Source organism: Yoonia vestfoldensis (assembly GCF_002158905.1).
GTDB classification, from domain to species: domain Bacteria; phylum Pseudomonadota; class Alphaproteobacteria; order Rhodobacterales; family Rhodobacteraceae; genus Yoonia; species Yoonia vestfoldensis_B.
Genome location: NZ_CP021431.1, coordinates 1,666,277 through 1,685,434, shown reverse-complemented (window position 1 = coordinate 1,685,434; position 19,158 = coordinate 1,666,277). Strand labels below are relative to the sequence as shown.

Annotated in this window: 18 protein-coding genes; 8 read left to right on the top strand and 10 right to left on the bottom strand. The window is 64.4% G+C overall.

Annotated features, from left to right (window positions below):
• Positions 1–18 precede the first annotated feature (18 nt).
• Both LOKVESSMR4R_RS08290 and LOKVESSMR4R_RS08285 read left to right on the top strand, forming a co-directional pair.
• Positions 19–2,778: a glutamine-synthetase adenylyltransferase gene (locus LOKVESSMR4R_RS08290; protein ID WP_087207407.1), complete on the top strand. Its 2,760-nt coding sequence runs from the start codon at positions 19–21 to the stop codon at positions 2,776–2,778.
• A complete protein-coding gene (locus tag LOKVESSMR4R_RS08285; RefSeq protein WP_087207405.1) occupies positions 2,775–3,050 on the top strand; it encodes a hypothetical protein in 276 nt (91 codons plus the stop codon). Before LOKVESSMR4R_RS08290 ends, LOKVESSMR4R_RS08285 begins: the two co-directional genes overlap by 4 nt.
• A 209-nt stretch (positions 3,051–3,259) precedes the next feature.
• Here the strand turns inward: LOKVESSMR4R_RS08285 and LOKVESSMR4R_RS08280 are convergent, their stop codons facing one another.
• The 3 genes from LOKVESSMR4R_RS08280 to edd all read right to left on the bottom strand — a co-directional run bounded on the left by LOKVESSMR4R_RS08280 (position 3,260) and on the right by edd (position 8,062).
• On the bottom strand, positions 3,260–5,461 hold the full coding sequence (locus LOKVESSMR4R_RS08280; protein WP_087207402.1) for a methyl-accepting chemotaxis protein: 2,202 nt from the start codon (positions 5,459–5,461) through the stop codon (positions 3,260–3,262).
• Between the two features lie 69 nt (positions 5,462–5,530).
• Entirely contained in the window at positions 5,531–6,175 is a 645-nt protein-coding gene (gene eda, locus LOKVESSMR4R_RS08275) for a bifunctional 4-hydroxy-2-oxoglutarate aldolase/2-dehydro-3-deoxy-phosphogluconate aldolase (RefSeq protein ID WP_087207401.1), read from the bottom strand.
• 81 nt (positions 6,176–6,256) lie between these two features.
• Positions 6,257–8,062: a phosphogluconate dehydratase gene (gene edd / locus LOKVESSMR4R_RS08270; RefSeq protein ID WP_087207399.1), complete on the bottom strand. Its 1,806-nt coding sequence runs from the start codon at positions 8,060–8,062 to the stop codon at positions 6,257–6,259.
• A gap of 171 nt (positions 8,063–8,233) precedes the next feature.
• Between edd and LOKVESSMR4R_RS08265 the strand changes: the two genes are divergently transcribed.
• Genes LOKVESSMR4R_RS08265 through LOKVESSMR4R_RS08255 form a run of 3 tightly spaced genes read left to right on the top strand, consistent with a single transcriptional unit; the run spans position 8,234 to position 10,599 of the window.
• The gene (locus LOKVESSMR4R_RS08265; protein WP_087207397.1) at positions 8,234–8,800 is read left to right on the top strand and encodes a DUF6778 family protein; all 567 of its coding nucleotides are present in this window, start codon (positions 8,234–8,236) and stop codon (positions 8,798–8,800) included.
• Positions 8,801–8,851: 51 nt separating this feature from the next.
• Positions 8,852–10,057, top strand: coding sequence for an RSP_2647 family RNA methyltransferase (locus LOKVESSMR4R_RS08260; RefSeq protein WP_087207395.1), 1,206 nt, complete (start codon positions 8,852–8,854; stop codon positions 10,055–10,057).
• Positions 10,054–10,599 (top strand): RSP_2648 family PIN domain-containing protein, encoded by a 546-nt coding sequence (locus LOKVESSMR4R_RS08255; protein WP_087207393.1) that lies wholly within the window; start codon positions 10,054–10,056, stop codon positions 10,597–10,599. Before LOKVESSMR4R_RS08260 ends, LOKVESSMR4R_RS08255 begins: the two co-directional genes overlap by 4 nt.
• Here LOKVESSMR4R_RS08255 and LOKVESSMR4R_RS08250 read toward each other — a convergent pair.
• The 5 genes from LOKVESSMR4R_RS08250 to LOKVESSMR4R_RS08230 all read right to left on the bottom strand — a co-directional run bounded on the left by LOKVESSMR4R_RS08250 (position 10,596) and on the right by LOKVESSMR4R_RS08230 (position 15,024).
• Positions 10,596–11,282 carry a M48 family metallopeptidase gene (locus tag LOKVESSMR4R_RS08250; RefSeq protein WP_087207391.1) on the bottom strand — a complete coding sequence of 229 codons (687 nt, stop codon included), beginning with the start codon at positions 11,280–11,282 and terminating at the stop codon, positions 10,596–10,598. The two genes, LOKVESSMR4R_RS08255 and LOKVESSMR4R_RS08250, sit on opposite strands and share 4 nt — an antisense overlap.
• Before the next feature lie 102 nt (positions 11,283–11,384).
• Positions 11,385–12,572: a vWA domain-containing protein gene (locus LOKVESSMR4R_RS08245; RefSeq protein WP_087207388.1), complete on the bottom strand. Its 1,188-nt coding sequence runs from the start codon at positions 12,570–12,572 to the stop codon at positions 11,385–11,387.
• A 4-nt stretch (positions 12,573–12,576) separates the two neighbouring features.
• The gene (locus tag LOKVESSMR4R_RS20440; protein ID WP_087207386.1) at positions 12,577–12,747 is read right to left on the bottom strand and encodes a hypothetical protein; all 171 of its coding nucleotides are present in this window, start codon (positions 12,745–12,747) and stop codon (positions 12,577–12,579) included.
• A gap of 46 nt (positions 12,748–12,793) precedes the next feature.
• A complete protein-coding gene (locus tag LOKVESSMR4R_RS08235; protein ID WP_087207384.1) occupies positions 12,794–14,188 on the bottom strand; it encodes a DUF2927 domain-containing protein in 1,395 nt (464 codons plus the stop codon).
• Positions 14,185–15,024: an AAA family ATPase gene (locus LOKVESSMR4R_RS08230; protein ID WP_087207381.1), complete on the bottom strand. Its 840-nt coding sequence runs from the start codon at positions 15,022–15,024 to the stop codon at positions 14,185–14,187. The genes LOKVESSMR4R_RS08235 and LOKVESSMR4R_RS08230 overlap by 4 nt, the downstream gene beginning before the upstream one ends.
• A 178-nt stretch (positions 15,025–15,202) precedes the next feature.
• Between LOKVESSMR4R_RS08230 and dksA the strand changes: the two genes are divergently transcribed.
• Both dksA and LOKVESSMR4R_RS08220 read left to right on the top strand, forming a co-directional pair.
• Positions 15,203–15,625 carry an RNA polymerase-binding protein DksA gene (gene dksA / locus LOKVESSMR4R_RS08225; protein WP_087212867.1) on the top strand — a complete coding sequence of 141 codons (423 nt, stop codon included), beginning with the start codon at positions 15,203–15,205 and terminating at the stop codon, positions 15,623–15,625.
• 1 nt (position 15,626) lies between these two features.
• Complete coding sequence (locus tag LOKVESSMR4R_RS08220; RefSeq protein WP_087207378.1) at positions 15,627–16,760, top strand: FAD-dependent monooxygenase; 1,134 nt, start codon at positions 15,627–15,629, stop codon at positions 16,758–16,760.
• Between the two features lie 32 nt (positions 16,761–16,792).
• Here the strand turns inward: LOKVESSMR4R_RS08220 and xth are convergent, their stop codons facing one another.
• Both xth and LOKVESSMR4R_RS08210 read right to left on the bottom strand, forming a co-directional pair.
• On the bottom strand, positions 16,793–17,572 hold the full coding sequence (gene xth, locus LOKVESSMR4R_RS08215) for an exodeoxyribonuclease III (protein ID WP_087207376.1): 780 nt from the start codon (positions 17,570–17,572) through the stop codon (positions 16,793–16,795).
• Positions 17,572–17,898, bottom strand: a complete 327-nt coding sequence (locus tag LOKVESSMR4R_RS08210) for a HesB/IscA family protein (RefSeq protein ID WP_087212864.1) — start codon at positions 17,896–17,898, stop codon at positions 17,572–17,574. Before LOKVESSMR4R_RS08210 ends, xth begins: the two co-directional genes overlap by 1 nt.
• Before the next feature lie 70 nt (positions 17,899–17,968).
• Here LOKVESSMR4R_RS08210 and LOKVESSMR4R_RS08205 point away from each other — a divergent pair, with 70 nt between their 5' ends.
• Complete coding sequence (locus tag LOKVESSMR4R_RS08205) at positions 17,969–19,141, top strand: deoxyguanosinetriphosphate triphosphohydrolase (RefSeq protein WP_087207374.1); 1,173 nt, start codon at positions 17,969–17,971, stop codon at positions 19,139–19,141.
• The last annotated feature ends 17 nt before the right edge of the window (positions 19,142–19,158 follow it).

The following is a 19,158-nucleotide window of genomic DNA, read 5'->3' as shown; positions in this document are numbered from 1 at the left end:
TGCACCCAATGTGCGGCCATGAGCATCGCCCGTCGCATCACCCGCTATCCACGCCCCTATGACGCCGCCCTTGGGGCGGATGTGCTGGCGCAATTGCCCAGCTTTGCGCCCGAAATCGCCAAGTTGCTGGCCGGAACCGCCGGTTGCAGCCCCTATCTGGCGGGGCTGATGACGCGTGAAAAAGACTGGCTGCCCGCCGCATTGGAAGATCCCGAAGCCGCGGTAGAGATTCTGCTGGCAGAGCTGGAAACAATCTCGCTCGAGGCGCTGCCGATCCATCTGCGGCAGATGAAACGGCGCATCGCGCTGGTCGCGGCCCTGGCCGATCTGGGCGGTGTCTGGCCGCTGGAAACCGTGACCTTGACGCTGACACGCTTTGCCGATGCCGCCGTTGCGGCCTGTATCGCCCGGCTGGTCGCCGCCGAGGTCGCGCGCGGCAAGCTGCCCGATGGCCCGCCACAGGATGCGGCAGGCATGGTCGTGCTGGCCATGGGCAAGATGGGCGCGCATGAGCTGAATTATTCCTCTGACATCGACCTGATCTGCCTGTTCGACGACAGCCGTTTCGCCCCCGATGACGTGTTCGAGGCGCGCACCGCCTTTATCCGCGTGACCCGCCGGATGACCGCCATCCTGTCCGAGGTCAAAGACGGCGGCTATGTCTTTCGCACCGATCTGCGGCTGCGCCCCGATGCCTCGGTCATGCCGGTCTGCCTGTCGATGGAAGCGGCAGAGCGCTATTACGAAAGCGTGGGGCGGACATGGGAACGCGCCGCCTATATCAAGGCGCGGGTCTGTGCGGGCGATCAAGCGGCGGGGGCGCGGTTTCTGCAAACTTTGCGTCCCTTTGTCTGGCGCAAACATCTGGATTTCGCGGCGATTCAGGATGCCCATGACATGCGGCTGAAAATCCGCGATCACAAGGGGTTGGGCGGGCCGGTCACGCTGGCTGGCCATGATATGAAACTGGGGCGCGGCGGTATCCGCGAGATTGAATTTTTCACCCAGACCCGCCAATTGATCGCAGGCGGGCGCGATGCGTCTTTGCGGCTGCGCGGCACCGGCGAAGGCCTGCATGCGCTGGCCGGGGCGGGCTGGATCGGGGCGGATGTGGCCGCGACATTGCTGGATCATTACCGCCACCACCGCGAGGTTGAACATCGCGTGCAGATGTTCGCCGATGCGCAGACCCATCATCTGCCGCAGGATGCGGCGGGGTTCGACCGGCTGGCGGCCTTCATGGGGCGCGATGTCGCGGAATTGCGCGATGACCTGACCCGGCGGCTGGCCGATGTGCATGTGCTGACCGAAGGCTTTTTCGCGCCAGATGCGAAACCCAAGGCCCAGATCACCTGGGGGCAGGATGTCGTGGCGCGCTGGCAAGGCTATCCCGCGCTGCGATCGCCCCGCGCGACCGAAATCTTTGACCGGCTGATCCCCCAGATCATGGCCAGCCTGCAAGAGGCCGCCCGCCCGGACGAGGCTTTGGCCCAATTCGATGGCTTTCTGGCGGGGCTGCCCGCAGGGGTGCAGCTGTTTTCGCTGTTCGAGGCCAACCCCCAGCTGACCCAGCTGATCGTCGATATCGCGGCGACAGCCCCGGCACTCGCGCAATATCTGTCGCGCAATGCGGCCGTGCTGGATGCGGTGATCGGCGGTGCCTTCTTTGATCCCTGGCCCGGCATGGCCGCGCTGCGCGATCAATTGGGCACCGTGCTGGCGGGTCATGCCGATTACGAAAGCCAGCTGATCGCGGCGCGGACCTGGGCGCGCGAATGGCATTTCCGCATCGGGGTGCATCATCTGCGCGGCTTGATCGGTGCCACCACCAGCGGCACGCAATATGCCGATCTGGCCGAGGCGGTGATTGCCGCGCTCTGGCCCGTGATCGTGGCGGAATTCGCGCGCAAACACGGGGCCCCGCCGGGGCGGGGCGGGGCGGTTGTCGCCATGGGCTCGCTGGGGGCGGCGCGGTTGAATGCGGGGTCCGATCTGGATCTGATCGTGATCTATGATCCGGCCGGGGTCGAAAGCTCTGACGGGCCGCGCCCGCTGGCGACGCGGGCCTATTTCGCGCGGCTGACGCAGGCGCTGATCACCGCGCTGGCCGCGCCAATGTCGGCGGGGCGCTTGTATGAGGTCGATATGCGGCTGCGTCCCTCGGGGCGGCAGGGGCCGGTGGCCACATCGCTGGAGTCCTTCATCGATTACCAGAACAAAGAGGCCTGGACCTGGGAACATCTGGCCTTGACCCGCGCCCGCCCGATCACCGGAGAGCCTGATCTTCGCGCGGCGATCGAAACTTTCCGCCGCGATTTGCTGCGGCGCAAAGGGCAGGGGGCGGCTGTCGTCGCCGATGTGGCCGAGATGCGCGCCCGGCTGGCCCAGGCCAAAGGCCCCGGCGAGGCATGGGACGCCAAGACCGGGCCGGGCCGGTTGCAGGATATCGAGCTTTGCGCGCAGACAGCGGCGCTGATCGCGGGCAGCCCGGCGCGGGATCTGGCGGCGCAATTGGACGCGGGGGTGACGGCGGGCTGGCTGGATGCGGCGGATGCGCAGGCGCTGTGTGATGCGGCGCGGCTCTTGTGGCAATTGCAGGCGGCGGTCAGGCTCTTGACAGGGGGCGGGCTTGACCCGAATGATCTGGGCGAAGGGGCGCGCCGGATGATCCTGCGCGACACGGATACACCGGGGCTGGATGCGCTATTGGCGCGGATGACCCGTTTGCACAAGGCCGCGGATGCGATCATCAGCCGCCGCCTGGAAGGAACCGGATGAAGGGTGATCTGCATGACACCAAGGCCCTGATCCGCGAAGCATTCCGCATCGACGGCATCACCGGGGCTGAATGTCGCACAATTTTTCTGGATTGGGTGCTGGGCCTACCGGATGGGCAGGATGTCGGGGCCGCAGTGCGCGCGCTATTGGTGCGCCATGCCGATGCCCCGCCCGACCATCCGATGACCCGCGTGCTGGAACAATCCCTGCGCGCCACCGCCCCGCCCCGCCGACGCGGCGGGCGCGATGCACGTTTGCGTGCCGGGGGCTAGATCGCGCGGCTAGATCGCGCGGCGGGCCGGGTGCCGCAGGCCGCGCGGGTTTGCGCTGGGATGTCTTGAACGCCAGATGCTGTGGGGATGACACGCCATGCCGCTGCCCCCGCGCATCCGATGATCCGCGTGCCGGACCATGCGCTGCGCCCCGCCTCGGCGGCCTATGCGGCGTGATTTAGGCTTGCGCATCGGGGCGGATCGCGCGGCTAGTGCTTGCGCGGCGGGCCGGGGGCCGCAGGCGGTGGGGGTTTGCGCTGCGATGTCTTGAATGGCAGATGCTGTGGGGCGGGGTGGGTGCGCGCGATTGCGGCCTCGAGCGGTTTGATCGCGGTTTCGGGCAGCAGCGGGGCCAGGGCGGGGCCGGTGGCAAAGCGGCCCGTCAGGCTGGTCAGCAAACTGGCCGCCTGATCCAGCCGCGCGCCAGAGCTGTCTGTCTGCTGCGCCATGGTCGCAGCCTGCCGGGTCAGCTGGTCCAGCTGGGTCATGCCGGTCGTGATCTGCGCCAGGGCCGTGGTCTGGGCCTGGGTGCTGGCGCTGATCCGCGTGGTCGCAGCGGCAATATCACCGACCTCGGCGATGATATCGCGCAGCGCATTGCCCGCCGTGCCGACCAGCTCTGACCCGCGGGCGACCTCTTTGCCGCTGCGCGCGATCAGCGCATTGATCTGGCGGGCCGCCTCTGCGGATCGCTGGGCCAGATTGCGCACTTCGGCGGCGACCACGGCAAAACCGCGGCCTTCCTCGCCCGCGCGCGCGGCCTCGACCCCGGCATTCAGCGCCAGCAGATTGGTCTGAAAGGCGATATCCTCGATCACGCCGGTGACCTGCGACATCTGTTGTGACGAATCGCCGATTTCCGCCATGGCCGCCACCGCCTGGGCGACAACCGCGCTATTGGTGCTGGCCTTGGCATGGGCGGCGGCGGCTTTGCTGTCCACGGCGCGCCGATCTGCGGTGGCCGCCTGCAGGCTGGCGCTCAGCTGGTCCAGCGCCGCGGTCGTCTGGTCCAGCGTGGCGGCCTGGGTTTCGCTGCGCGCGGATAAGGCCCCCTGGGCCGCTGTCAGCTGTCCCGCATTGGCCGCGATCAGCCCGGCGGTGGCGGTGATCTGCCCCATCGCGGCGCGCAGCGCATCGGTGGCGCTGTTGAAAGCCTGGCGCAGCGGTTCATGCGCGGGGGCAAAGGGCTGATCGATCTGCGCGGTCAGATCGCCTGCCGCCAGACGGGTCAGCTGGCGGTGCAGCTGGTCGATCACCTGCTGCTGGTCATGCTGCTGGGCCTGTTGCGCCTGCGCGGCAAAGCCCTGCGCGATCTGGGCATCGCGGATCGTGGCCAAAGCGCGCGCCAGAAGCCCCAAGGCGTGATCGGCATCGCCGCCATTGATCGGTTGCGCGGTGTCACCGGCGGCCAGCCTGGCAGCGGCATCGCCCAGGTGGGTGATCCTTCTTGTGATCGCGCGGGCGATCAGCTGCCCGGCCAGCAGCGCGATGATCGCCGCGCCAAGCCCCAGCATCACGCTGGCCTGGCGCAGATCCCCCAGCAGCCGGTCGCGCGCATCGCCTTGCGCCTGGTCTTGGCGCGCGATCTGTCCCAGCAGCGCGTCAAGCCGGTCCAACAGATCCTGCCCCAGCGGGACCAGCAGCGTGTTTTCCAGCTGATCAGCCTGCGTCACGCGCGCGGCATAAGCGTCGAAATCCGTGATCAGCGCGGGGACAGCCCCCGCGATCCGGGCGATCTGGGCCTGGGCATAGGCGCCGCCGCCCGCCTGCGTCAGTGGCGTCATCGCCCTGTCAAAATCAGCAAGCGCGGCCCGTGCTGCGCGCCCGTCATCGCCGCTGCGCGTGGCAAGATAGCTGTCCAGATGCAGCCTGGCTGTGGCAAAGGCCTGCGCGGCCCGCTGGGCCGCCTGCACCAGATCGGGCAGGCCCGAGACGGCGACATTATTGGTGACCCGGCGCAGGGCGGTTTGCATATCTTGCGCCTGGTCGTGCAGGGCGCTGCCGGGGCGGGTGGCGGCGGCGCGCAGATCGGCGATCTGTTGAAAGGTGCTGCCATAATCCTGCGCCAGCCGCAGCAATATGTCGATTTCCGCGCGCGCGGCGCTGCCGGGGGCAAAGGCCGCGGGCAAGGCCCGATCATCGCGCAAAACGGCAATCTGGTCGGTCACCGCCTGCGCCATGCTGTCTGCGCCGGTTGTGCCATAGGCCCGCGCGGCCAGATCAACCGCGCGCATCTGGCCGATGAACCCTGTGGTCGCGCGGTGCTGGGCCGTGATCGCGGCCGTGGTGGCCAGCGTATCGCGCAACCTGTCCACCGCCAGAACGGCCCCCGCCGACAGCCCCGCGATGACCAGCGCCAACACCACAAAGCCGCCGTTGATGCGCCAGGCGACAGACCACCGATCCCGCATGTAATGTCCCTATTCCCTCGGTCAGCAGAGCATAGGCGACAATTCCTAACGCAAGATGAAACCGCGCGCTTATCCGCGGGGCAGGGCCGCCGCCTGCGCCGCAAGCGCCGTGATCGCCGCCCAATCGCCCGCTTGCACCAGATCTGCCGGGGCGACCCAGGATCCGCCGACGCAGAGCGTATTGGACAGCGCCAGATAGGTGGGCGCGTTTTGCAAGGTCACGCCGCCGGTGGGGCAGAATTTGACCTGGGGGATCGGCGCGCCAATCGCCTTGAGCGCGGCGGCGCCGCCATTGGCCTCGGCGGGGAAGAATTTCTGCACAGAATAGCCGCGTTCCAGCAGGCGCATCGCCTCGGAGGCGGTGGCGGCACCGGGCAAAAGCGGCAGGTCATTGGCCTCGCAGGCATCCAGCAGCCGGTCGGTCGCACCCGGCGCGACCCCAAAGGTGGCCCCGGCGGCCTTGGCATTTTCCACATCCTTGGGTGTCAGCAGCGTGCCAGCCCCCACATGTCCGCCTGCTACGGTGGCCATTTCGCGGATCACGTCGAGCGCTGCGGGCGTGCGCAAGGTGACTTCGAGCGCGGGCAGACCGCCTGCGACCAGCGCGCGCGCAAGATCGGCGGCGCTGCTGGCATCCTTGATCACCAGAACCGGGATCACGGGGGCGAGAAGGCAGATTTTCAACGCGGCGGCGGAAGCATCCTGAGGTGTCATATCCGGTCTTTCTGTCAGTGAGGGCCGGGGGGGGCAGCGCTGCCTCCGGCGGGAGTATTTTTGGAAAAAAGAAGCGGGGCCTTAGACGACGACCCCCGCGCCATCGGCGGATGGTCCCACGCTGCGGCGGAAGATGTCGAATAATTCGCGCCCGACGCCGGTGCCATTGCCGGTCAGATCGGCGGCGGCGGGGCTGCGGGTGGCCAGATCGACGCCCAGAACCTCTATCGTGCCGGTGGTGGCGTCAAGCCGGATCACATCGCCGTCGCGGATCAGGCTGATCGGCCCGCCGTCCGCGGCCTCGGGCGAGACATGGATCGCCGATGGCACCTTGCCCGACGCCCCCGACATGCGCCCATCGGTGACAAGAGCGACCTTGAGCCCGCGATCCTGCAGCACCGCCAGCACCGGTGTCAGGCTGTGCAATTCGGGCATGCCGTTCGATTTCGGCCCTTGAAAGCGCACGACGATCACCGTGTCGCTGGTAAATTCACCGGCCTTGAACGCATCCTTTACCGCATCCTGCGTGTGAAAGATCCGTGCGGGGGCTTGGATGATGTGGCGTTCCTCTGCGACGGCAGAGGTCTTGATCACGCCGCGCCCGAGGTTGCCTTGCAGCTGGATCAGCCCGCCAGAGGCTTGGAACGGGTCGGCGGCCGGGCGCAGGATTTTTTCATTGGCGGATGTTTTCGGCCCTGCCGCATAGGTCACCGCGCTGCCGGACAATTTGGGTTCGCGCGTGTAATGCTCCAGACCTTTGCCGGCCACTGTGGTCGTGTCATCATGCAGCAGCCCTGCATCCAGCAATTGCCCGATCATATAGGCCAGCCCGCCTGCGGCGTGGAAATGGTTCACATCCGCCAGCCCGTTGGGATAGACCTTGGCCATCAGCGGGGTCACGGAGGAAATATCGCTGAAATCCTGCAGATCGAGGATCACCCCCGCCGCGCGCGCCATGGCGGGCAGGTGGATCACCAGATTGGTGGAGCCGCCGGTCGCCATCAGCCCCACCAGCCCGTTCACGAAGGCCCGTTCATCCAGCACGTCGCAGACCGGCGTATAGGCATTGCCCAGCGCGCTGATTGCCAGCGCACGTTCGGTGGCAGCCATTGTCAGCGCCTCGCGCAAAGGCGTGCCCGGATTGACGAAAGAGGCGCCCGGCATATGCAGGCCCATGAATTCCATCAGCATCTGGTTGGTATTGGCCGTGCCATAGAAAGTGCAGGTGCCCGGCCCGTGATAGCTGGCCATTTCGGCGGCCATCAGCGCCTCGCGCCCGACCTTGCCTGCGGCGAATTGCTGGCGCACCTTGGCCTTTTCATCATTGGGCAGGCCCGAGACCATCGGCCCCGCAGGCACGAAAATGCCCGGAATATAGCCAAAGGTCGCCGCGGCCATCACCAGGCCCGGGACGATCTTGTCGCAGACACCCAGATAGATCGCGGAATCGAACACGTTGTGCGACAGGCCCACAGCAGCGGCCAGCGCGATCACATCGCGCGAAAACAGCGACAATTCCATGCCGGTCTGGCCCTGGGTCACGCCGTCGCACATCGCGGGCACGCCGCCTGCGACCTGCGCTGTGCCACCGGCGGCACGGGCGGCGGCGCGGATCTTGTCGGGATAGGTCTCGAACGGCTGATGCGCGGACAACATGTCGTTATAAGCGGTGATGATCCCGATATTGCCCGCGCTGCTGGCGGTCAACGCATCCTTGTCCGCGCCCATCGCCGCATAGGCATGGGCCTGGTTGCCACAGGTCAGATGCGCCCGGCGCGGCCCTTCGGCGGCGGCGCGCGCCATCGTGTCCATATAGCGGCGGCGCGGCCCTTCGGAACGGGCGCGGATACGGTCGGTCACGGCGGCGATAGTCGGGTGAAGCGGCATCTTGGTCCTCGGCTGTTTGCTGGCGTCTCTCTAGCAGATCGTGTTAGCGCTAACAAGGGCGGGACCCCCGCTGCGGCCGTTTTGGCATGGCGGGATATCTTCAGATTGCATTGGCACCGGGTTTTTCGTATCATCACATCGTTGCGACCGTGTTCAGATGAAAGAGTAATCATGTTTCAAAAATTCTTGAGTGTCATGGCCTTGCTTGGTGCCTTGGCCGCCTGTGCGCCCGGTGGAACCGGGCAAAGCGATCCCCGTCCTGATATTTTGCGCGATTACCAGCTGACTGGGCTGAATTTCGCCGCGATGGCCGATCTGACCATATCCGAGGATAATTTCATTTATCCGCATGCCGATATCGTCTGGCATGGCGATGTGCAGGGTGACCGGATCGCGCAGATCGCGGCGATCTTTCAAGAGGCCGCAGCGCGGGTGCAGGCCGACCGGAGCGATATCACGCCCGATACCAAGAAGGTGGTGGTCGATGTCACGCTGATCCGGTTTCACGGCGTGACCCGGCGGGCGGAATTCACGACGGGCGGTGTGCATCACATCGTCTTTGACCTGACGGTGCGTGATGCGGCCACGGATGCGGTGATCGAGCCGACCCGGCGCGTGATCGCCAATCTCGAAGCATGGGGCGGCAATATCAATGCCGAGATCGATGGGCAGGGCGTCACCCAAAAGATCCGCGTCACCGATTTCCTGGCCAAGACTTTGGCCGAACAATTGCGCTGAACGCCGCGATCGGGGCTTTTCAGGCAAGGCCCCGTTCGCTAGTGACTGCGGATGGTACAACAAGACACATCCGACCGCGCGACAGTGCGGCTCATTCCCAAGGCCGAGGCGCGGGCAATCCGCCACGGCTTTCCCTGGGTTTACGCCAATGAATTGGTGACCGACCGGCGCACGCGGGGCTTGGCCGCAGGCAGTATCGCGCTGCTGGAGGATGCCAATCGCGTGCCGATGGGGGTGGTGGCGGTCAATCCGGGCTCCAAGATCATCTGCCGGATGCTGGATCAAGATCCCGCGGCGGTGATTGATCAGGCCTGGTTCGCGGGTAAAATCAGCCGCGCGCTGGCGCATCGGGCGCGGCTTTACCCCGATCCTTTCTACCGGCTGATCCATGCCGAGGCTGACGGGCTGCCCGGCGTGATCATCGACCGTTTCGGCGATATCGCCGTGGTGCAGCCCAATGCGGCCTGGGCCGATCTGCTGATCGCGCCGCTGGTTGCGGCCTTGCAGGATGTGACCGGCGTCAGCACTGTCGTGATGAATGGCACCGGGCGGACCCGCGCGCTGGAAGGCCTGGCAGAGCGGATGGATATCATCGCAGGCAAAGCCCCGACAGCCCCGGTGCCAGTGCCGATGAACGGGGCCATTTACATGGCCGATATCATGGGCGGGCAGAAAACCGGCCTGTTCTTTGACCAGCGGCCGAATCACGCCTTTGCCGCCGCTTTGGCGCCGGGCGCGCGGGTGCTGGATGTCTTCGCCCATGTCGGCGGCTTCGGGCTGGCGGCCCTGGCGCAGGGGGCGGCCTCGGTGCTGGCGGTGGATGGCTCTGCCCCGGCGCTGGATCTGGCCGAACAGGGGGCCGATGCCATGGGCGTGGCCGACAGGTTCAGCACCCGCAAAGGCGATGCTTTCGACGTGCTGACAGCACTGGCCGAGGAAGGCGCGCAATTTGACGTTGTCATCTGCGACCCGCCCGCCTTTGCGCCGGGCAAGGCCGCGCTCGAGGCCGGTTTGCGCGCTTATGAACGTGTTGCGCGGCTGGCCGCCCCTTTGGTGGCACCGGATGGCTATCTGGGCCTGTGCTCTTGTTCGCATGCGGTGGATCTGACCAAATTCCGCAACGCATCCGCGCGCGGGATCGGGCGGGCCGGGCGGCGCGGGCAGATCATCCACACGGGCTTTGCGGGACCGGACCATCCGCTGATGCCGCATCTGGCCGAAAGCGGCTATCTCAAGGCCGTGTTCTTCCGCCTATGAGGGTGATGATCGACGCCTGCGTGCTTTACCCCACGGTGATGCGCGAAATGGTGCTGGGCTGCGCGGGGCAGGGGCTGTTCGCGCCGCGCTGGTCACCGCGTGTGCTAGAGGAATGGGCGCGCGCGGCAGCCAAGCTTGGCCCCGCCCAAGAGGTCTGGGCGCGCGGCGAAATCGCGGCCCTTGGCGCCAGCTTCCCCGATGCGCTGATCCGCCATGATGCGGGCATCGAACGGCGGTTCTGGCTGCCTGATAGCGGCGATATCCATGTGCTGGCGGCGGCGGTGGCGGGGTCCTGCGATGCGATCCTGACGATGAACGCCAAGGATTTTCCGCGCAACATCCTTGACGAAGAAGGTCTGCAAAGGCTCGACCCTGACAATTTCCTGCTGGATCTGTGGCGCGATGCGGCAGAGCCTGTGCAAAAGGTCGCCGACAAGGTCCTGGCCGAGGCGCGGCGGCTGTCCGGGCAGGACTGGACCCTGCGCGCCTTGCTCAAAAAGGCACGGCTGCCGCGGCTGGCCAAGGCGCTTGTGGCGCGCTAGGGCGCCTGCCAGCTGGCTTCGCGCGCCTCGATCGCGGCAATGCGCTGTGGGGTCTTGGGATGGCTCAGCATCCAGGCAGGGGTCGCAGCCCCATGCGCGCCGGTCAGCTTTTCTAGCTTGGTGAACAAGGATTTCTGCGGCCCGGTGCCGATCCCGGCCTTGACCAGCAAAGCCGAGGCATAGGCATCCGCCTCGAATTCATCATCGCGCGACAGCCGCGCGGCGACAAGGCTGATCAGCGCACCGGCAATCCAGGGGCCGATGCCGGGCAAAAACCGGTTAAAGATCATCGCCAGCGCCGTGCGCATGGCATTCTGGCTGGAAAAATCGATCATCCGGCGGCGCGAATGGCCCAAGGCGACATGGCCCATCTCATGGGCGATCACGCTGGCCATCTCTTCGGATGTGACCTCACCGGCGCGGTATTTGTTGAAAAATCCGCGCGTGATGAAAATCCGCCCGTCCGGCGCGGCCAGCCCGTTGACCTGCGGGATCTCGTAGATATGCACGCGGATGCGCTCGATCCCCAGCGCTGCGGCCATACGGTCCATCAGCACCTTGAGGATCGGATCGGCCAGCTCGGTCGATTTGTCATCCAGCTCGCGGGCCGTGCGCCAGGCCGAAAAGCGGAACATCGCATAGCCGTAAACCAGCGCAAGGATGATCGGTAAGAATTTCATCATAGCCTCGATATGGGGCGCGCGCTACGGATTGCCAATGGCACGCGCTGTCGCGCCGCAGCTTCTTTTTTCCAAAAATACTCCCGCGCGGCGCGCCAAAAGTTTTTACCCCACCAGCATCTTCATGCCCCGGTTGATCCCGTCAAGCGTCATCGGCACCATGCGCTCTGCGCCAAAAATCTCGCGGATCATGCCGATCGACTGGGTATAGGGCCAATGCTGTTGGGCTACCGGATTGATCCAGAGCGTATCGCGCCACTGGTCGCGCGCGCGGGCCAGCCAGACGGCACCGGCCTCGGCGTTCATATGTTCATTGGCGCCGCCCGGATAGGCGATCTCATAGGGTGACATGCTGGCATCGCCCACGAAGATGCATTTGTAATCAGCACCATAGCGATGCAGCACCTCCCATGTCGGGATCTGCGCATCCCAGCGGCGGCGGTTGTCCTTCCAGACACCTTCGTAAAGGCAATTATGAAAATAGAAATGCTCGAAATGTTTGAATTCCGATTTCGCGGCGCTGAACAATTCCTCCACCACCTTGATATGCGGGTCCATTGATCCGCCGATATCAAGGAATAACAAGACCTTGACCGCATTGCGCCGTTCGGGCCGGGTTTTCACATCCAGATAGCCATGATCGGCTGTGGCGCGGATCGTGCCGCCCAGGTCCAGCTCTTCCGCCGCGCCATCGCGCGCCCAGCGGCGCAAGCGTTTCAGCGCGACCTTGATATTGCGCGTCCCCAGCGCAAGGCTGTCATCGAGATTGCGGAATTCGCGCTTGTCCCAGACCTTGACCGCGCGCTGGTGGCGGCTTTGATCCTGCCCGATACGCACCCCTTCGGGATTATAGCCATAAGCCCCAAAAGGCGATGTGCCCGCCGTGCCGATCCATTTGCTGCCGCCCTGATGGCGGGCTTTCTGTTCGGCCAGCCGCTGTTTGAGCGTCTCCATCAAGGCATCAAACCCGCCCAGCGCCGCGATCTCGGCCTTTTCAGCCGCGCTGAGGTGCTTTTCGGCCAGTTTTTCTAGCCAAGCGGCGGGGATATCGACGGCGTTCAGCACGGCCTCGGCGGGGATCGCCTCTAGCCCCGCGAAAGTCGTGGAAAAGGCGCGGTCAAAGCGGTCCAGATGGCGTTCATCCTTGACCATCACGGTGCGGGCCAGGAAATAGAATGCGTCCACATCATAGGTCGCCAGCCCCGCCTGCATCCCTTCCAGAAACGACAGGAATTCGCGCAAAGAGACCGGCACCCCGGCTTTGCGCAGATTGTCGAAGAAGGGCAGGAACATCGCGCTAGCGCAGGCTGCGTTCGATAAAGATCAGCACGAACAGGCCGATCAGCCCCAGCGCGATGCCAAAGCCCGCGCCCCATTGCAGCATATCAAGCCCTTTGCCGCCATTCGCCCGCGCGCGCCATGCGCCGATGGCGGCGCCGATCAGCAGCCCGGAAAGTGGATAGATCATCGTGACACCTTTCTATCGGTTCAGCCTGTGGTCTTCGCCAGAGGGTTCAGCTTGGCAGGCGCGGCAGGCTTGCGATTTCATTGAGCCGCGAAATCACCGCATCCCTGTCGCCAAATCCGTATAACCCCCATCCCAGACTGTCCAGCCGCAGCGCCATGGCGGCCTCGGGCTGGCCTTGCAGATCCAATGCCTCGGCGCGGAACATCATCAAGATACTGAGCAAGGCGGCATTTTCATGGTCGCGGGCGGCTGTGATGGCAGGGGCGGTCAGGGCCAATATCGTCTCGGGATCGCGGGCAATCAAGGCAAAGGCGGCCTGTTGTGCCGCCACATGGGCGGCATGGATGCGCAGATCGGGATCATCCCCATAGGCAAAAGCGGCCGCATTGAACGCGCCCAAAGCCAATCCCGGATCGGTGCCGATCTGCAACCGGCCAAAGACATATTGCGCGAATCCCTGCCGCGTGCCGGTCCAGCCCCGCGCCTGTCCGATCGCGACCGCGCGCGCGGCGGCCTGGCGGCGCAGCGCAGGCGTGGCGGTCCCGCCCAAAGCGGTGATGACCGCGCCGGTCCAATCGCGGGTGGTGGGGGCGGTGACCGGTCCGCGCCCCGCCGCGCCCGCGGGGTTCATGCGCGCCAAAAGACCCGGCACAAGCGCCATCACCTCGGCCTGGGTCATGCCGCTGCGCAATTCGGGCGCATAGGTCAGCCGCAGGATCAACATGTCAAAACCGGTCAGCACGGCATGCATATTATCATCGTTGAACACCGAATCAGGCAGATGATAGAGGTCATTCAACGGCCCCAAAGCCTGTGCCAGTTCTTCATGCAGGCAATCGCGCATTTCCTGCGGGGTGGCGTCTTGGGGGATGAAAACGGCAGCCTGTTCGCGGATCTGCAAGGTGGTCCAGTCAATCAGCGGGCTTTGGCGGTTGCGGCGCAATTCGGCCCAATCGCGCACCCGTGGCACCACGAAACAGGCCGCACCGGGGGCGGCTCTTTGCAGCTGGCGGGGCGGGACCAGCTCGATCCTGATCGCCGCATCGCCGCCCTGTATCTGGCGGATGTCGATCCCCGCCTCGGCGCGCAACCGCGCCAGCAGCGCGGTCAGATCAGCGGCCAGAGCCGCGGGGGCAGCCCCATTGAACGCCACGGTGATCGGGCCTTCAAAGCGGGTAAAAACCGGGATCGGCCGGCCGCTTTCCAGCTGAAAGCTCAGATCGGCAAAATCGCGCGCGATCTGCGCATTGGGGCGGCTTGGCGCGCGCGGGCTGGGCGCGGCAAAGCGGCGCATCGGCGGAAAATCAAGCTGGATCGGGACCATCCCATCGGGACGCGGCATGATCTGGGTCTGGGTTTGTGGCGCACAGGCCGCCAACAGCACCAGCCCAAGCAGCGCCAGATATCTCCGGCCCGTCACACCGGCGCGCGGCGCGGTCACCTTTTGGCGCGCGCCATAAAGGCCAGCCGTTCGAACAGATGCAGATCCTGTTCATTTTTCAACAATGCCCCATGCAGGCGCGGCAGCGCATCGGCCCCGTCACGGCGCAGATCCTCGGGCGTCAGATCCTCGGCCAGCAGCAGTTTGAGCCAATCCAGCACCTCGGAGGTCGAAGGTTTCTTCTTCAGCCCCGGCGTCTCGCGGATCTCGTAAAACTGGGTCAGCGCGGTGGTCAGCAACGCCTGTTTGATGCCGGGATGATGCACCGCCACGATCTGGCGCAATGTGTCGATATCGGGAAAGCGGATGTAATGGAAAAAGCACCGGCGCAAAAAGGCATCGGGCAATTCCTTTTCATTATTCGATGTGATGATGACGATGGGGCGATGGATCGCGCGCACGGTCTCGCCGGTTTCATAGACATGGAATTCCATCCGGTCGAGTTCCTGCAACAGATCGTTGGGAAACTCGATATCGGCCTTATCCACCTCGTCGATCAACAGCACCACGCGGCCGGGTGCCGCAAAAGCCTGCCACAGCTTGCCACGTTTGATGTAATTGGCCACGTCATCGACGCGCGGATCACCCAGCTGGCTGTCGCGCAGCCGGCTGACAGCGTCATATTCATAAAGACCCTGCTGCGCCTTGGTGGTGGATTTGATATGCCATTCGATCATCGGCAGGCCCAATGCGGCGCTGACCTGACGGGCAAGTTCGGTCTTGCCGGTGCCCGGCTCGCCCTTGACCAGCAGCGGGCGTTCCAAGGTGACGGCAGCATTGACCGCCATCTTCAGATCCTCGGTTGCGATATAGCTGTCGGTGCCTGTGAACTGCATGATCTGTGCCCTTTGATTTGGCGCAAGTTAGCAGGTCTGCGACGATGGGCAACAGCCGCCCCGCAGATCAATTCAGGGGGTGACATGGCTGGGCCAAAGGGATACACGGCGCTTGAATTGGGACCGCGACAGCATCGCCTGTGGTTGCGTCACCCGATCGCCAGACAAGGAAAATGCGATGAAAGCCGAAGTGTTTCTTTCGAACGATTATCGTCCGGCCGATGACGAACCTTTCATGAACGAACGACAGACCGAATATTTCCGGCGCAAGCTGCTCGATTGGAAGGCCGAAATCCTCGAAGACAGCCGCGACACCGTGGCGGGGATGAAGGACCAGACCCGCAATATCCCCGATGTGGCCGACCGCGCCTCCGAGGAAACCGACAGGTCCATCGAATTGCGCACCCGCGACCGCCAGCGCAAGCTGGTCAGCAAGATCGACGCCGCCCTGCGCCGCATCGACGAGGGTGAATATGGCTATTGCGAAATCACCGGCGAGCCGATCTCGCTCAAGCGGCTGGATGCGCGGCCCATCGCCACGATGAGCCTCGAAGCGCAAGAACGCCACGAGCGGCGTGAAAAAGTCCATCGCGACGATTGATATGGCGGCCAATGCCGGACGCCATATCGCCATTATCGGCGGTGGGATCGGCGGGCTGACAGCGGCGCTGGCCTTTGCGCGCCAAGGCGCGCAGGTCAGAATCCACGAACAAGCCCCCGCCATCGCAGAGGTCGGCGCAGGCCTGCAAATCACCCCCAATGGGGCGCGCGCGCTTGACGCATTGGGCCTGTCGGACCGGCTCGACCAGATTGGCCTGCGCGCGGCTGGCGTCCAGCCGATGGATGCGCTGCGCGGGCGCGCCGTCACACAATTCGACCTGACGCGCCAAACCCCGCCTTACCGGTTTTTGCACCGCGCCGATCTGATCGGGCTGCTGGCCCGGGCCTGCGCGGATGCAGGCGTGCAGATCAATCTGGATGCGCAGATCAATGATTTGGGCGCCACGGGAATGGCGGGCGCAGATCTGACCATCGGCGCAGATGGGCTGCATGCGGTGACTCGCCCGCTGCTGAACCAGACAGAATGCCCATTCTTCACCGGCCAGGTCGCCTGGCGCGCGATCATCCCCGCGACCGATGCGCCGCGCGTGGCGCAAATCTGGATGGCGCCGGGGCGGCATGTGGTGACCTATCCTCTGCCAGAAAACCGTCTGAACATCGTTGCTGTGCAGGAACGCGCCGCTTGGGCCGCCGAAGGCTGGCACCATGCCGATGATTCCGCCAATCTGCGCGCGGCTTTCGCCGATTGCGCGCCTGTGCTGCGCGACCTGCTGGCGCGGGTGCAGACCTGCCATCTATGGGGGTTGTTCCGGCATCCGGTGGCGGATCATTGGCACAATGGGCGGATCGCACTCCTTGGCGACGCCGCCCATCCGACGCTGCCATTTCTGGCGCAAGGCGCCAATCTCGCCATCGAGGATGCCGCGACGCTCGCCCGCATCACCGATGCACAGCCCGATCTGGCCGCTGCCTTAACCACCTACCAAGAGGCGCGCCGCCCAAGGGTCAGCCGCGCCATCGCCGCCGCCAATGCCAATGCGCGCAATTACCACCTGTCGGGGCTGCAACGGCGCGTGGCGCATCTGGGGCTGAAAACGCTCGGGAAAATCGCCCCCGATGCTTTCATCAACCGGCTGGGCTGGCTTTACAATTTCGACCCGGCATCTTCCGAGTAAAAATATCCTCGCGCGACGCGCCACAAGCCCCGTCAGGGGCGCAGTTCCACCCAGACCGGCACATGATCGGACGGTTTGTCGCGGGCGCGCAGGTCTTTTTCAATCCAGGCCCCCGCCAGCAAATCCGCGCATTGCGGGGTCAGCAGGAAATGATCAATGCGGATGCCATTATTCTTTTCCCAAGCGCCGGCCTGATAATCCCAGAACGAATAATGGCCCGCGCCCGGTTCGCGGCTGCGAAACGCCTCGGTAAAGCCAAGGTTCAGCACACGGCGATAGGCGGCGCGGCTTTCAGGGCGGAACAAGGCATCCTCGCGCCAGACCTCTGGCCTTGCGGCATCCATGGCTTGGGGGATGATATTATAGTCGCCCGCCATCAGCGCGGGCATCTCATCGGCCAGCAGATCGCGGGCACGCGCAAGCAACCTTTCCATCCATGCCAGCTTATAGTCGAATTTCGGCCCCGGTGCGGGATTGCCATTGGGCAGGTATAGCCCGCAAATGCGGACAGCGACATCGCCCACCACCGTCGCCTCGATCCAGCGGGCCTGTGCGTCGGCATCATCGCCGGGCAGGCCGCGGGTCACATCCTCCAGCGGCAGTTTCGACAGGATCGCCACGCCGTTAAACCCCTTTTGCCCATGGGTTTGTACATGATAGCCACGATCCTCGATCAGATCGCGGGGGAAACCCTCATCGACCGATTTGATTTCCTGCAAGATCGCCACATCAGGCGCGCTGTCATCCAGCCAATCGCACAGGGTTTCGATCCGCGCCTTGACGCCATTGATGTTGTAAGTCGCGATTTTCATCACATGGCAAACGATGTGCCGCAGCCGCAGGATGACGAGGCATTGGGATTATTGATCACAAAGCGCGCGCCGATCAATTCTTCGGAAAAATCGATCACCGCATCGGTCAGGAAGGGCAGGGATATGGAATCGATCACCACGGTTTCGCCCTTGTCCGACAGGATCAGATCATCGTCCTTGGGATCATCCAGATCGATTTCATATTGAAACCCCGAACAGCCGCCGCCTTCGACCGCGATACGCAGGGCCTTGCCTTGCGCGGCAGCGCCGATTTCCGCCAGCCGTTCAAAAGCGCGCGGCGTGACCTTGGGAGGAAGCGTGAGCATTGCATCACCTTTCGGATTGTTCATCTTTGACATATAGGCAAGTCAGGCAAACCCGACAACAGGCAAACAAATGACAGCGCCCTATGCGACCGATCCGGCCAACCCGCGCGGCAGGCTTTTCCCCGAGGAAGAAAGCACCTTTCGTTCCCCCTTTCAGCGGGATCGCGACCGGATCATCCATGCCTCTGCCTTCCGGCGGCTCAAGCATAAAACGCAGGTTTTTATCGAACATGAAGGCGATTATTTCCGCACCCGCCTGACCCATTCGATCGAGGTGGCACAGGTCGCGCGCACCATCGCTGCCACCTTGGGGCTGAATGTCGAACTGACCGAGGCGGTCGCCTTGGCCCATGACCTTGGCCATACGCCCTTCGGCCATACCGGCGAAGAGGCGCTGGATGCGCTGATGCAGCCCTATGGCGGGTTTGACCATAATGCGCAGGCCTTGCGGATCGTCACCGATCTGGAACGGCATTATGCCGAATGGGACGGGCTGAACCTGACATGGGAAACGCTTGAAGGGATCGCCAAGCATAACGGGCCGGTGACAGGCGCGATCCCCTATGCGCTGGCCGCTTATAATGCGCGCCATGATCTGGAACTGCATACCCATGCCAGCGCCGAGGCGCAGGTCGCCGCATTATCCGATGATATTGCCTATAATAACCATGACTTGCATGACGGACTTCGCGCGGAACTGTTCAGCACCGATGATCTGGCCGCCCTGCCGATCCTGCGCGAATGTTTCGCGCGGGTCGATGCGAAATATCCCGGCCTGAACTATTACCGCCGCCGGCACGAGGCGTTGCGCCGCTTTTTCGGCGTGCTGGTCGAGGATGTGATCGCCGTCAGCCGCCGCAATCTGGCCGATCTGAACCCCGCAACGGTGCATGATATCCGCCATGCCGGGCGTATGGTGATCCAGTTTTCGCCCGCCCTTTGGACCGATCTGAAAGTGATCCGGCAATTCCTGTTCGAACGGATGTATCGCGCGCCTGCGGTGGTGGACATGCGGGTGGTGGTCACCAAGATGGTCAATGAACTTTTCCCCTTTTTCATGGATAATCCCGGCGAATTGCCCAAACAATGGCGCAAGGATGTGGCCGATGCGGCAGACCGGACCGCGCTGGCGCGGATCGTCGCGGATTACATCGCGGGCATGACCGACCGTTTCGCCATTCAGGAACATAAGCGCCTGATCGGCGGCGAAACCATCCCCCCCGGCGTGATCGACGGGAATTGACGCGGGCGGCGGGGGTG